Raw genomic sequence first — 14,045 nt, forward strand, 5'->3', positions numbered from 1 at the left:
AGCGCCTATCCTTTCGCATAAAGCGAAGAATCGGCGAACCCTTCCGCGTTCAGCACCTCTCCCACGAGAATCAATGCCGTGCGTTCGATATCGGTTTGCCGTACCTGTTCGACGATATCGGCCAACGTACCTATCACGCGTTCCTCGTCGGGCCAGCTCGCACGATAAACCACCGCAATCGGGCAATCGGCGCCGTAGTGCGGCAGCAGTTCCTCGACGATGCGCGCCAGATGACGCACGCCGAGATGAATCGCCATCGTCGCGCGGTGGCGCGCCAGATCGCCCAGGCGTTCGCCCTCGGGCATGGCCGTCTTCGTCGCATAGCGCGTCAAAATCAGCGTCTGCGAGATATTCGGCAACGTCAGCTCGCACCCGAGCGCAGCGGCACAGGCTGCCGTCGCGGTCACACCGGGCACGATTTCGTAAGGAATGCCAAGCAACCGGATGCGCCGGATCTGTTCACCGATCGCGCCGTAGAGCGACGGATCGCCCGAATGCACGCGAGCCACGTCCTGCCCTTTACGGTGGGCTTCCTCCAACAGCGCGACGATGGCGTCGAGATCGAGCTCGGCCGTGTTCACGACCCGCTCCGCGGTATTGCCGTCCAACACCGCGGCGGGTACGAGCGAACCGGCATACAGCACGACGGGACAGCTGCGCACGAGGCGCTGCCCCCTGACCGTGATCAATTCGGGATCGCCGGGGCCGGCACCGATAAAAAACACCGTCATTTACACCACTCCGTCATTCATGGAAATGCATTCGATACCGTTATGCGCGTAGCTACGGTTATTCATATGGCGCAAGGAGGGCATCGAGCAACGTGCAAGGATCGTCGAACGCTCGATCGGCATCGGGCAATGCGGGACGCCCGAGCATGACAACGGGCAACCCAAGCTCGCGCGCCACCTCGAGCTTGGCCTCGGTCGCCCCGCCACCGCTATTCTTGCTCACCACAACATCGGCGCGGACCGCGGCGAAGAATGCCCGCTCGCCATCGAGTGTGAACGGACCTCGCGCATCGACGACGCATGCGCGGGCATTGCCCGGATGCGCATCGAGACATCGTATCGTCCAATACTGGTGCTCCGGGATCTCGTCGAGATGCGCGAGCGGCTCGCGCCCCAGCGTGAAGAGCGGCCGGGCGAACGGCGTCAGTTCCGCAACGAGCTGAGCCCAATCGCCGACGATGCGCCAATCGTCGCCCGCACGAGGTTGCCACGGCGCACGCCGCAACACCCAATACGGCACCTGCGCAGCGCGGCTTGCCGCCGCTGCATTTGCGCTGATTTGCGCGGCGTAAGGATGCGTCGCATCGACGAGCAAGCCGATGCCCGCTTCGGTCAAATACCGCGCAAGCCCCGCGCTGCCGCCGAAACCGCCAATGCGCACTTCGCATTTCAAATCGTCGGGCACTTTCCCGAGTCCGGCCAAGCTGTAGACGTGCCCGGCAGGCAAGCCACGCGCGATGCGCAAAGCATCGCCGGTTCCCCCGAGCAACAGGATGCGCAGGCTCACCGCGCCTCCCCGACGATGCACCCTTGACGGTCGATCGCAAAGGTCTCGACGGCGACTTCAGGCGGCACGATGCCCCGCGCAACTTCGCACGCATGGCGGCAGACGATATCTCCGAGCGGGACGCCCTTGGCATGACACAGCGCCAACGCTTGCTGACTCGTATTGGCCACGCGTATCTGCGCTTGCAGCACCGCATCGGCACCCGAATCGGCGGCCCATTGGGCGAGCTGCGCGAGATCGATGCTCGAATGTCGACTGTGAAGATCGAGGTGGCCTGCCGCGAGCTTGCTGAGCTTGCCGAACCCACCGCACAGGCTGAGCCGCTCGACGGGCGCGCGGCGCAGATACTTGAGCACGGCACCAGCGAAATCGCCCATTTCGATCAATGCGATGTCAGGCAGCCCATAGCGCTTACGCATGGCATCTTCGCTCGCATTACCCGTACAAGCGGCAACGTGCACATATCCGTTCGCGCGCGCCACGTCGATACCTTGATGGATCGATGCGATATAAGCGGAGCACGAAAACGGCCGCACGATGCCCGTGGTGCCCAGAATCGAAAGCCCCCCGACGATGCCGAGCCGGGGATTCATCGTCTTCAATGCGAGCGCCTCGCCGCCTTCCACACCGATCGTCACTTCGAATCCGCCGCGGTACCCATGATCGGCGGCAAGCTCGACGAGATGCGCCGTCATCATTGCGCGCGGCACTGGATTGATCGCCGGCTCGCCTACCGGCACCGGCAGACCGGCCCGCGTGACAGTGCCCACGCCCGGGCCGGCGTGAAAGCGCACACCCGGTGCTTCGCTCAGTTGCACGCGCGCGAATATAACGGCTCCATGCGTCACGTCGGGATCGTCGCCCGCATCTTTGATCGTGCCGGCCTCGGCGCCGTCGCTTGCGTCGAGCCCGTTCACGAAGCGGCAAAAGACGAGCGGCATGGGCACGCGCCGCCCTTTCGGAAGAACGATTTCCGCGACGTCGCTGATGCTGCCGGCAAGCAGAAGGCGGGCTGAGGCAAGCGAAGTCGCCGTGGCGCAACTGCCTGTCGTATAGCCGCTTCGCAGCGCCCGCGGCTCTTCCGGCGTTTCGTCACGCATCGCCTTCTTCCCTGCTGGCCGTATCGCCTTGGCTCTTGCCGTCGCGCTCGTCGATGCCATGACCGCCGCCGGCTGGCGCATCGGCAAGCGGCTTCGTCACTTCGAGCAATGTGATCGGCAACGCTGAACGCCAGGTGTCGAACGCGCCGAGCGGCCTCGCCTCGCTGAGCGCAATGCGAGTGAGCGCGCCGCCATGGCGCGCGCGCCATGCCACGAGCGCAGCCTCGCCTTCAAGCGTCACAGCGTTCGCAACCAGCCGGCCGCCACGCTTCAAACTTGCCCAGCACGCTTCCAGCACGCCGGGCACTGTCACGCCGCCGCCGATGAAGACGGCGTCGGGTGCCGGTAGCCCCGTCAACGCCTGCGGCGCGCTGCCCTCTATCAGTTGCAGTGACGGCACGCCAAGTGCCTCGCAGTTGCGAACGATGAAGCGCTGCCGCTGCGGGTGGCTTTCGATCGCGATCGCGCGGCAAGACGGATGCGAGCGCATCCATTCGATGCCGATCGAGCCGCAACCCGCGCCCACGTCCCACAGCAATTCGCCGCGCGCGGGTGCGAGGCGCGCGAGCGTCATGGCACGTATGTCGCGCTTGGTCAGTTGCCCGTCGTTGGCAAAGGCCTCGTCGGGCAAACCGATCGTCAACGGCAGCGAGCGTCCGTTGGGCCCTGTGCGGCATTCGAGCGCAACGAGATTCAGGGCGGCGACCTCGCAGGGTTGCCACTCATCGGCCCGCAACTCCAAGCGTGTTTCCCGAGGGCCGCCCAAACGCTCGAACACGATCATGCGCGTAGCGCCAAAGCCCCGCTCGGCGAGCAAAGCCGCGAGCGCCGCAGGCGATTCGCCATCCCGGCTCAATACGACAATGCGCGCCCCATGGCGAAGATGTGCATTGAGCGCCGCGAGTGGCCTACCGACGAGCGAAACGACCTCGATTTCCTGCAGCGGCCAGTTCAGGCGCGCGGCGGCGAGTGCAGGGGAAGACGGCGCCGGCAGCACATGCCATTCGCTGCTATCGAGCAGCTTCGACAATGTGCCGCCCACGCCGAACAACATGGGATCCCCGCTCGCCAGCACGCATACGGCCTTGCCGCGAAACGCGAGCAACGGCGCAACGTCGAACGGCCGCGGCCATGCCTCGCGGTGCGCCGCGATTCGCCTCGGCAGCATGGCGAGATGGCGCTCGCCGCCGATTACGATGTCAGCATCGAGCAGGGCTCGCCGCGCGGCGCGGCCGAGCCCTGCCCATCCGTCTTCGCCGATGCCGACGACAGTCAGCCACGGCACCGCCTCTTCCCTTTTCATCGCTGCTCGATCGATCCTGTTCGCGCCCCACGCTGCGGCAGCTTCGTAGTCGTCGCGAAAAGGGGCATAATACCGCTTCGCCGGCGCCCCGGTGCCGTCTGCGCGCCCTTCCGACGCCCCCGATGGCCGCGCGACGCTAACGCTGCCCTGCCCTTGAGTCACGCTTCGTCCACGCCCCCAAGGCTTTCCGCCTGTCCTGCCCTGTCCCGCATCGTCGACGCGCGCGACGGGGGGCTTTGTCGCGTCAAGCTGCCTTGCGGCGAACTGCGCGCCGATCAGGCATTTGCCCTTGCGGATGCCGCCGAAACGCACGCATCGGGCATCATCGAACTCACGAACCGGGCGAACCTGCAACTGCGTGGCGTGCGTTCGGGCGAAGCGTCCGCGCTCATCGAGCGACTGCTGCGGGCGCGCCTCGGCCCGCAACTCGGCGAGGCGGGGGAAGACGGCGATATCGCTCGTGACGTTGCACTGGGCCAGCGGCTCGCAGCCGCCGACGATGTCCGCAATCTGATGACGAATCCAGGCGCCGGCCGTGACGCGTATGCGTCGTACGATACGAGACCGCTGGCGCGCGAAATCCTGAACATGCTGCAGTACGCGCCGCGCTTCGCGGCGCTTTCTCCGAAGTTCGCTCTGTTGCTCGACGGCGGCGAACGGCTGGCGGTGCTCGATCACTCGCACGACATCTGGCTCTGTGCGATGCCCCCTGAAGATGCCCAAGCCTGGTTTGCATTCGGCCTTGCAGGCCGTCCCTCGACCGAACAGCGCTGCGCCATAGGTGCCGTAAGAGATGTCGATGTCCCGGCGCTCGTCCGCGCTCTGATCGAGACATTCCTCGACTTGGCCGAGCCGCACGAGACGCGTCTGCGTGAGACGCTTGCACGGTGCGGCATCGACGCGTTTCTGGACCGCTTGCATGCCCACGTCGCCTGTCCGGTCCGCAACGGCGACGACCGGGCAGTGAGCGCATGGCGGCGCACGCCAGCCGAGCCGAGCTTGCGATTCGGTGCCCATGAGCAGCGCACGCGCGGGTTCTGGCATGTCGGCGCGCAGCCCGCGCTCGGACGTATCGATCCGGCCACGCTGCGCGGACTCGCGCGGCTCGCGCAAGACTGCGGCGACGGCATAGTGCGCATGACGCCATGGCAAAGCGTGCTGCTGACCGACATCGCCTCCGAAGCCGTAAGCAGGGTCGAAGCCGGTCTCGATGCCGTCGGTTTGCTGCGCGACGCCGCACATCCGCTCGCACGCACGATCGCCTGCGCGGGATCGCCAGGTTGTTCGAAGAGCCACGCCGATACGAAAGCCGATGCACTCGCGCTGGCTGCCCTGCTGCCGGACGACGTCGAAGTGCATTTGAGCGGCTGCGTCCGGTCATGCGCCGCGGCTCATTGCGCGCCCTATACGCTGCTGGCAGTCGAACGGGGCCGCTACGATCTGTACCGGCGTTCGGTGCCTCCCGATCTCGACGGCGAAAACGAACCCGCACGCAGCGCGCGCATCGCCTCATCGACCGACGACGCGCTTGCCGCGCGGCGGTTCGGACGCCGCATCGCCACCCATCTCACCATCGAAGAAGCTGCCGTCGCGCTTGGCACGGCAGCACGGAGATCCGATCCCCATGCTTGACTACCTTCGCGACGGCCAAGCCATTTACCGCGAATCATTCGCGACGATACGGGCGGAAGCCGATCTTTCGCGCATCCCGGCCGACCTCGAAAAACTCGCTGTGCGCGTGATTCATGCATGCGGGATGGTCGATATCGTCGACGACTTGCGGTTTTCCGCGGGCGCGGGCACCGCCGGGCGGGCGGCACTCGCGCACGGCGCACCGATTCTCTGCGACGCGCGCATGGTCGCCAATGGCATCACGCTCGCGCGGCTACCGGCAGCGAACGCCGTCATCTGCACACTCGACGACCCGGCCGTGCCGGTGCTGGCGAGCGAGACCGGCAATACGCGCTCCGCAGCCGCGCTCGAATTGTGGCGCCCGCACCTCGCCGGCAGCATCGTCGCGATCGGCAATGCGCCGACGGCCCTCTTTCGTCTGCTCGAAATGCTCGATGCAGGAGCGCCCCGGCCCGCGCTCATTCTCGGCTTTCCCGTGGGCTTCGTCGGCGCGGCCGAATCGAAGGCGATGCTGGCGGCCGACAGTCGCGGCGTGCCGTTTGTCGCTGTCGCCGGCCGGCGCGGCGGCAGCGCGATGGTAGCGGCAGCGGTCAACGCACTGGCTTCGGAGATCGAGTAATGGCCCAGCGAGGACGGCTTTACGGGATTGGCGTGGGCCCCGGCGACCCGGAGCTTCTGACGCTCAAAGCGCTGCGCCTCATCGAAGCGGTGCCTGTCGTCGCGTATTTCGTCGCCAAAGGAAAAAAGGGCAATGCGTTCGGGATCGTCGAAGGGTATCTGCGAGATTCGCAACGGCGCGAACCGCTCGTCTATCCCGTCACGACGGAAACACTCCCGCCGCCGCTTTCATACGAAGCGATCATCGCCGATTTCTACGACACGGCCGCCGCCATCGTCGCGAGCCATCTCGATGCGGGCCGCGACGTGGCCGTCATTTGCGAGGGCGATCCGTTCTTCTACGGCTCGTACATGTATCTGCACGATCGCCTCGCGCCGCGTTTCGACGTCGAAGTCGTGCCGGGTGTCTGCTCGATGCTGGGCGGCGCGGCGGTGCTCGGCGCGCCGCTCGTCTATCGCAATCAGAGTCTCTCCGTGCTGTCCGGCGTGCTATCCGAGGAGGAACTGCGGCGCCGGTTGGCCGATGCCGATGCGGCCGTCATCATGAAGCTGGGCCGCAACTTCGACAAAGTGCGGCGCGTGCTCGAAGAACTCGGACTGGCCGCGCGCGCCCTGTATGTCGAGCGCGCGACGATGGCCAATCAGCGCATCGTGCCGCTCGCGGAAGTCGATCCGATGGCGTCGCCTTATTTTTCGCTGCTCGTCGTACCGGGGGAAAAATGGCAGGGTTGACCTCGACGCCGCCCGCAATCGTCGTGCTCGGGCCCAGTGCATTACCGACGGCACGCCGTCTACAAGCAGCGTTGCCGGGCGCAGCAATTCACGCACTGCAAGGTCGTGCCACAGGCGACGTGGCCTACAGCGAACTCGCTGCGCACCTGCGCGAACTCTATTCGACCGGTACGCCTATCGTCGCGCTGTGCGCCGCGGGCATCGTCATTCGCTGCATCGCGCCGATGCTCGCCAACAAGGGCGTCGAGCCGCCGGTGTTGGCCGTCGCGGAGGATGGCAGCGCCGTCGTGCCGCTGCTTGGCGGCCTGGCAGGCGTCAACGTATTGGCGCGCGAAATCGCTCGGGCGCTCGATGTGGCACCGGCCATCACCACGAGCGGCGAACTGCGTTTCGGCACGTGTTTGCTAAATCCACCGAGCGGCTACACACTGGCCAGCCTCGATGAAGGCAAGCGCTTCGTGTCCGATCTGCTCGCCGGCGCAAGCGTGCGTATCGACGGCGACGCGCCCTGGCTCGATGCTGCCCAGCTCCCGAAGGACGAGTCGGCACGACATGCCGTTCGCGTCACGCCGCGTATCGTCGAATCGGGCGGAAGCGATCTCGTCATCCATCCGCATGCCGTCGTCGCAGCCATCGACGGCCCAGCGGAAACAGCCGCCGAGCGCGTTCGCGAAGCAATGGAGGCAAACGGGCTCGCTCCCGTGTCGTTGGCGGCGCTGCTCGCACCCATCGATAGGATCGGCGAAACGGCGCTCGAGCAAGCGGCGATTGAATTCAATGTCCCGTTGCGTTTCATCGATACCGGGCCCGGGCGCATCGGTATCGCACAAGATCGTTGCGCGAACAACGACGAAGCCGGCAGTGGAATCGCTTCGGCTGAGCGCGCATTACAACTGCTGCACACCGCCCTGCGGATTCAACACGAGCAGCTGACGCACACGAACGGTATCGCGCTCGCCGTCGGCGCCGAGCCGATCGATGTCGGCTCACTCGGTCAGGCACGCGGCCGAGTCGACGTGATCGGGCTCGGCCCCGGCTGCGCCGAGCTGATGGCACCCGCGGCCCGTGCGGCGCTTGCCGAAGCCACCGACATTCTGGGCTACGAGACCTATCTCCGGCTGGCGGGTCCCTTCGGCACTCACCAACGCGTGCATGGCAGCGATAACCGCGAGGAATTGCAACGCGCCCGCCATGCGTTCGAACTCGCGAGCGCGGGGCGACGCGTCGCGATCGTCTCGTCGGGCGACCCGGGTGTCTTTGCGATGGCGGCAGCCGTCATGGAGGCGCTGGACGGTGCCGACGATCCGCGCTGGGCCACCGTCGAGATTCGCATCGTGCCGGGCATCTCGGCCGCGATGGCCACCGCGGCGCAAGCGGGCGCACCGCTCGGTCACGACTTCTGCGTCCTCTCCCTTTCCGACAACCTCAAACCGTGGCGAGTCATCGAAAACCGCCTGCGCCACGCGGTCGAAGCCGATCTCGTCATCGCGATGTACAACCCGATCTCGCGGGCTCGTCCGTGGCAACTCGACAAAGCCCTGGAGATCGTGCGCAGTTGCCGCCGGCCCGATACGCGCGTCGTGCTGGGACGCGATGTGGGCCGCCCCGGCGCGGCACTCGTCACGACGACGCTCGGTGAATTACGCAGTGAACAAGTCGATATGCGCACGACCGTCATCGTCGGATCGACGATGACGCGTGCCGTGCCTCGGAGCGATGGAGGCGAATGGATCTATACGCCTCGCTGGTACGAAGACTGAAACGCGCTCGCACGCGCTCTCACGTTTGAACGATCAGGTCTTCGGGCCGTGTGTAAGCCGCATTCCATGCGCGCGCCAACTCGGCACAGCGTCCGAGCGCCGGTATCGCGCGCTCGCAGTCGACGAGCACGATGTCGTCCGCTGCCGGCGGTCTCGCGGCGCGCTCCTCGGTCCGACCGTCGGTGATCAGCCAGAGCACGCGTTGCTGCCCTGGTTTGCGCCGGCGTCGATTGTCGAGCAACCGCGCAGCCGTCGCCATGCCGTGGCCGAGCGGCGTCGCACCGCCGCCGGCCACCGGCGCCAGCCATCGCTCGTTCCACCAGCGCGGCACGGCGGGCCCGAAGCGCAGGTCGGCACGCGTACCGCCGAAGCAGATCAGCGCCACTTCGGCCCCTGCTGCCGCCGCGCGGTCGAAGCAGGCAACGAGCATTCCTTTCGCCAGCGCGAGCTGTTCGTTGCGCAGCATCGACGCGGAGCAATCGAGCACGAAACAGTGCAGCACGCCACCCGTCGATTCGTTCCTTGCGAAGCGAAGGTGCGCCGCCCGCAAAGGCATGTGGCGCTTGTGCGCGAGCGTCTGTGGCCACGCTACACGCGTGCCGCCTTGCGGCATCGTCGCGCGACGCGAAGCAAAACCGGCGCCCTCGAGCCATCGAAAACCGTTGCGCAGATGCGCGGTGGCGCCTTTTCGATGGCTCAGCGTTTTTTTACGGCGAACGGCACTACACTTTTGACGCCAATCATCCCGGTCGTCTCCGGCGGAAGATAGCCGAAATCGTCCGAATCGCCGGTCGCATCCTGACGGTGATCGTTATCCTGTCGATCGGCTCCAGTCGATCGATCCGAACCTTGCGCCGCACCGTGTCCACGCGGCATATCGTTCGGAGCCGCCTGCTCGGGCGCTGCGCGTTCCCGCTGCCTATGCCGCAGCACTGAATCGGCCACGCGCGCAACGTGTTGCACCGTCACCTCGGCCGCTTGTTCGAGTGCCGCGAGCGCACGCGCCGCGCGCAGCATGACGAGGTCGGCGCGCATCCCGTCGACCGCCGCGTCCACGCAACGTTCGCTGACCGCCGCATGAACGGCATCGTCGAATTCGAAGCGCGCGAGCGCGGCACGCGCTTCGCCGACACGACGCGCGAGTGCCGCCTGATCGCCGCGATAGCGCTCGCGAAATGCATCCGGGTCCGCATCGAACGCGAGCCTCGCCTTGACGATTCGCTGCCGCACATCGGAATCGAAGCAGTTATCGAGCGCCACCATGAGGCCGAAACGATCGAGCAATTGCGGCCGCAGTTCGCCTTCTTCGGGATTCATCGTGCCGACAAGGACGAAGCGCGCCTCGTGGGAGTGCGACACGCCATCCCGTTCGACGACGTTCATCCCGCTTGCGGCCGCATCGAGCAGCGCATCCACGAGCGCATCGGCCAGCAAGTTGACTTCATCGACATAAAGCACGCCTTCGTGCGCCTGCGCGAGCAGCCCCGGGGAAAAGCGGACCGAACCGCCGCGCAATACTTCGTCGAGATCGAGCGTGCCGATGAGCCGCTCCTCGCTGGCACCGAGCGGCAAGGTTACGAATCGGCCTGTCGGCAGCAGTTCGGCCAGCGCGCGGGCGGCCGTCGATTTCGCCGTGCCGCGCGGCCCGCTCACGAGCACGCCGCCGATGCCAGGATCGACCGCGGCAAGCAACAGCGCTTCCTGCAACGGCTGCTGTCCGATCAGCGCGGCAAAAGGGTAAGGGTTCGGCATCGGAGAACGGAGCGACGCATTCATTGGGACAATCCTTCGATGTGCTGCTCGCTCGCGAGCAGATGGGCCTCGATCCTTGCTCGATGGACACCCGGTTCTTGCCATAAGCCGCGCCCGATCGCCTCGAGCAGCCGCGCGCAGATGGCGTGAAGCGCGTGCGGGTTGTGTTGCCGCATGAACTCGCGCGTACCGGCATCGTTCAGATACGCATCGGAAACGAGCGCGTATTGGTGATCCGCGACGACGCGGGCCGTCGCATCGTAGCCGAACAGGTAATCCACGGTCGCCGCCATTTCGGCCGCGCCCTTGTAGCCGTGGCGCTTGATGCCCTCGATCCATTTCGGATTGACGACGCGCGAACGGATGACGCGCGCGATCTCCTCGCTGAGCGGCCGCACGCGCGGCATCGACGGATTGCTGTGGTCGGCGTGATAAAGGCTCGGCTGCGCGCCGGCGAAATGGCGCACGGCCACCGCCATTCCCCCTTGGAACTGATAGTAGTCGTTCGAATCGAGCAGATCGTGCTCGCGGTTGTCCTGATTGTGGAGCACGACATCGATCGCAGCGAGCCGTGTCGCGAACGCACCGCGCGCTGCGTCGCCCGAACGCTTTTGCGTATAGACGTAGCCGCCCCATTCGCGATAGGCATCGGCCAGATCGGCATCGCTTTGCCATTGCGCCGTATCGATCATGCTCTGCAGGCCCGTTCCATAAGCACCCGGTCTTGCACCGAATACGCGCCAGCCCGCGCGCTCGCGGGCCTCGGCCGCATCGACGCCGCGAGCGATCCATGCGTCGCGTTCGCGCAGCACGCGTGCGCGTATCGGATTGACGTCCTCGGGTTCGTCATCGAGTTCGGCCACGGCTTGCACGGCCGCATCGAACAGATGCATGACGTTCGGAAACGCATCGCGAAAAAAGCCCGACACGCGCAGCGTGACGTCGATGCGCGGACGCTCGAGTACGCCTGCCGGCAAAATCTCGAAGTCGGTCACACGGTGGCTCCCCGGCGCCCATTTCGGACGCACGCCGATCAGCGCGAAGGCTTGAGCGATGTCGTCGCCGCCCGTGCGCATCGTCGCGGTGCCCCAGACGGAAAGACCGATCGCACGCGGATAATCGCCATGGTCTTGCAGATGACGCTCGATCATCTGCCGCGCCGATTTCAGTCCGAGCGCCCACGCCGACTGCGTGGGAATCGCGCGCGTATCGACCGAATAGAAGTTGCGGCCTGTCGGCAGCACATCGGGCCGCCCTCGAGAGGGCGAACCGCTCGGCCCGGGCGGAACGAACCGGCCTTCGAGCCCGCGCTTGAGGTTCCCGAGTTCCGATGGGCCGCACGCATCGAGACGCGGCAGCACGTCGTCGCAAAGACGCTCGAGCACCCGTGCACTGAGCGGTAGTTCGCCCGAAGAGACCGCCCGAACCGCGAGCGAAGTGATCTGCGCGAGCGGTTCCGACGCCGCGGGGCTGCCCTCCGGCTCGATCGTTCCGTTCAACAGCGCGGCGGCCAGCAGTTCGAGCCGCTCTCGGGTATCGCCGTTGTGACGCCATGGCGCATCGCTCGCCCGAGCGAGCAGCGTCGGCCGCGGCCCGGTCCAGGGCGTGGACCATTCCGCGCTCAACGGATCGAATGAATCCGCGACGCCGAGATCCCGCGCGAGCGCGTCGATCAAACCGGCATTGGCCCCGCGGCCATCGCCCACGGGAAAGCGTCCGAGCGCCAGCAGCGTATCGCGTCGTTGCTGCCCTCGCGGCGAATATCCGAACGTATGCAGACCGTCGCGAATCTGCGCCTCTTTGAGTTCGCACAGCCACGTGTCGACGCGCGTGAGCAGCGCGTCTTCATCGTCCTGGCCGCGCGGCTCGGCCATGCTCAGTTCCTCATGCAACCGGTGTTCGACGATGGTCGCGAGAATCGTCCGACGCAGCAGCTTTGCGCGCCGCGCATCGACCATCAACGCGTCGTAGTACTCGTCGACTTGCCGCTCGAGGTCCTGCAGCGGTCCATAGCTTTCGGCGCGCGTGAGCGGCGGCATCAGATGATCGACGATCACGGCCTGTGCACGCCGTTTCGCCTGCGCGCCCTCGCCCGGATCGTTGACGATGAACGGATAAAGATGCGGCATCGGCCCAAGCACGAGATCGGGCCAGCATGTATTGCTCAACGCCACGCTCTTGCCCGGCAGCCATTCGAGATTGCCATGCTTGCCGACATGGACGATGGCGTCGATGCCGAAACGCTCGCGCAACCAGAAATAGAACGCCAGATACGCATGCGGCGGAACGAGCTCTGCATCGTGGTAGCTCGCATAATCGCCGGCTTCGCGCGTTCTCGCGGGCTGAATGCCGACGAAGACATTCCCGCACCGCCATCCCGCGATCATGAAGCGCCCTCGCCGGATCGTCGGGTCATGCTCGGGCGGCCCCCACCGCGTATTCAACGCCTCGCGCACCTCGGCCGGCAACGCCGCCAGGCACGCCAGGTAGTCCTCGAGCGCAAAGCTCTGCAGCGCAGGACGCAAGTCCCGGACAGCAGGCTCGTTCGTCACACCTTGCGTGAGCGTGTGCATGAGCGCATCGCCGTTTTCCGGCAACGCGGCCAGAGCGTAGCCCTCGTCGCGCAGCATCGACAGGATGGAGACCACCGAAGCCGGCGTATCGAGCCCCACGCCATTGCCGATACGGCCTTCGCTCGTCGGATAGTTGGCCATCACGAGCGCAAGCTTTTTCTCTGCATTGTCGATACCGCGCAACCGGCACCAACGGCGGCTCAGCTCGGCGACGAACGCAACGCGCCCGGCGTCGGGCTGATAGCGCACGACATCCACTTCGGTATGCGGACAGCGATACGCGAGCCCCTTGAAGCTGACCGCGCGCGTGATGATCCGACCGTCGACCTCGGGCAGTGCGACATGCATCGCGATATCGCGTGCATGCAGTCCTTGATTGTCCTTGAGCCAGTCGTCGCGATTGCTGCCGCTCAGGATGACCTGCATGACGGGCGCATCGCCGGCGATTGCCATCGGTTCGGGATCGTCGATGGTGGAGGCTGCAAACGCCGTCGTATTCAACACGAGTGCGGCATCGTGTTGCTCGCAAAGCCGCCCGACCACATCGCGGCTCACCTCATCCTTCAAGGAGGTCACCGCGATCGGTAAGGGGTTCAATTGCAGGGCCTCGAGCGCCTCGATCAATGCATCGAACACCGCCGTGTTGGCTGCCTGCAAATGCGCCCGATAAAAGAGGATGGCGACGACGGGCGCCCCCGCTCGCCAACGCGCCTGCCATTCGGCAATGCTCGGCGTGTCGTGCGAAGGATGATAGAGCGACGCGGCCGGCAATGCGGCGGGCGGCGGCGGCTCGCCTCCCCACCCGAACGCATGCCAGCCGATCGCGCGCAGGAACGCCTGCGCGTTGCCGGGGCCGCCCTCGCGCAGGTAACGCCAGAGCAGCCGCGTGAACGCGGCATCGGCGGTACTTTTCGCGACGAGGTTCTCGTCCTCCTGCAAATCGCCCGAGAACATGACGAGCACTTGCTTGCGGCGCCGGGCCAGTTCGACGAGCCGCTCGATGCCGTACGGCCAATACGCCTCGCCGCCCAGGTGATCGACGACGATCACGCGCGCA

The 14,045-nt window shown here is 66.1% G+C and carries 11 protein-coding genes; 4 read left to right on the forward strand and 7 right to left on the reverse strand.

The window, feature by feature from the left end; all coding sequences use genetic code 11:
* Nucleotides 1-5: 5 nt before the first annotated feature.
* From cobM to cbiE, 4 genes are read right to left on the reverse strand one after another with little or no spacing between them, the layout of a single operon-like run.
* Nucleotides 6-731 (reverse strand): precorrin-4 C(11)-methyltransferase, encoded by a 726-nt coding sequence (gene cobM, locus VGL01_RS21845; RefSeq protein ID WP_331573089.1) that lies wholly within the window; start codon nt 729-731, stop codon nt 6-8.
* Between the two features lie 58 nt (nt 732-789).
* On the reverse strand, nt 790-1,518 hold the full coding sequence (locus tag VGL01_RS21850; RefSeq protein WP_331573091.1) for a cobalt-precorrin-6A reductase: 729 nt from the start codon (nt 1,516-1,518) through the stop codon (nt 790-792).
* Nucleotides 1,515-2,618 (reverse strand): cobalt-precorrin-5B (C(1))-methyltransferase, encoded by a 1,104-nt coding sequence (locus VGL01_RS21855; RefSeq protein WP_331573093.1) that lies wholly within the window; start codon nt 2,616-2,618, stop codon nt 1,515-1,517. Before VGL01_RS21855 ends, VGL01_RS21850 begins: the two co-directional genes overlap by 4 nt.
* Nucleotides 2,611-3,921 (reverse strand): precorrin-6y C5,15-methyltransferase (decarboxylating) subunit CbiE, encoded by a 1,311-nt coding sequence (gene cbiE / locus VGL01_RS21860; protein ID WP_414720323.1) that lies wholly within the window; start codon nt 3,919-3,921, stop codon nt 2,611-2,613. Before cbiE ends, VGL01_RS21855 begins: the two co-directional genes overlap by 8 nt.
* Before the next feature lie 153 nt (nt 3,922-4,074).
* Between cbiE and cobG the strand changes: the two genes are divergently transcribed.
* Genes cobG through cobJ form a run of 4 tightly spaced genes read left to right on the forward strand, consistent with a single transcriptional unit; the run spans nt 4,075 to nt 8,663 of the window.
* Nucleotides 4,075-5,553, forward strand: a complete 1,479-nt coding sequence (gene cobG / locus VGL01_RS21865) for a precorrin-3B synthase (RefSeq protein ID WP_331573095.1) — start codon at nt 4,075-4,077, stop codon at nt 5,551-5,553.
* Nucleotides 5,546-6,172 (forward strand): precorrin-8X methylmutase, encoded by a 627-nt coding sequence (locus VGL01_RS21870; protein ID WP_331573097.1) that lies wholly within the window; start codon nt 5,546-5,548, stop codon nt 6,170-6,172. Before cobG ends, VGL01_RS21870 begins: the two co-directional genes overlap by 8 nt.
* The gene (locus VGL01_RS21875) at nt 6,172-6,903 is read left to right on the forward strand and encodes a precorrin-2 C(20)-methyltransferase (protein WP_331573099.1); all 732 of its coding nucleotides are present in this window, start codon (nt 6,172-6,174) and stop codon (nt 6,901-6,903) included. The genes VGL01_RS21870 and VGL01_RS21875 overlap by 1 nt, the downstream gene beginning before the upstream one ends.
* Nucleotides 6,891-8,663: a precorrin-3B C(17)-methyltransferase gene (cobJ, locus tag VGL01_RS21880; protein ID WP_331573101.1), complete on the forward strand. Its 1,773-nt coding sequence runs from the start codon at nt 6,891-6,893 to the stop codon at nt 8,661-8,663. The genes VGL01_RS21875 and cobJ overlap by 13 nt, the downstream gene beginning before the upstream one ends.
* Nucleotides 8,664-8,682: 19 nt before the next feature.
* Here the strand turns inward: cobJ and VGL01_RS21885 are convergent, their stop codons facing one another.
* The 3 genes from VGL01_RS21885 to cobN all read right to left on the reverse strand — a co-directional run.
* A complete protein-coding gene (locus VGL01_RS21885; RefSeq protein ID WP_331573103.1) occupies nt 8,683-9,165 on the reverse strand; it encodes a vWA domain-containing protein in 483 nt (160 codons plus the stop codon).
* 194 nt (nt 9,166-9,359) lie between these two features.
* Complete coding sequence (locus VGL01_RS21890; RefSeq protein ID WP_331573105.1) at nt 9,360-10,439, reverse strand: ATP-binding protein; 1,080 nt, start codon at nt 10,437-10,439, stop codon at nt 9,360-9,362.
* Nucleotides 10,436-14,045 (reverse strand): cobaltochelatase subunit CobN (gene cobN, locus VGL01_RS21895; RefSeq protein WP_331573107.1); only part of this gene is annotated, 3,610 nt, incomplete at its 5' end. The genes VGL01_RS21890 and cobN, both read right to left, overlap by 4 nt.

It is taken from the genome of Trinickia sp., from assembly GCF_036503415.1.
Classification (GTDB): domain Bacteria; phylum Pseudomonadota; class Gammaproteobacteria; order Burkholderiales; family Burkholderiaceae; genus Trinickia.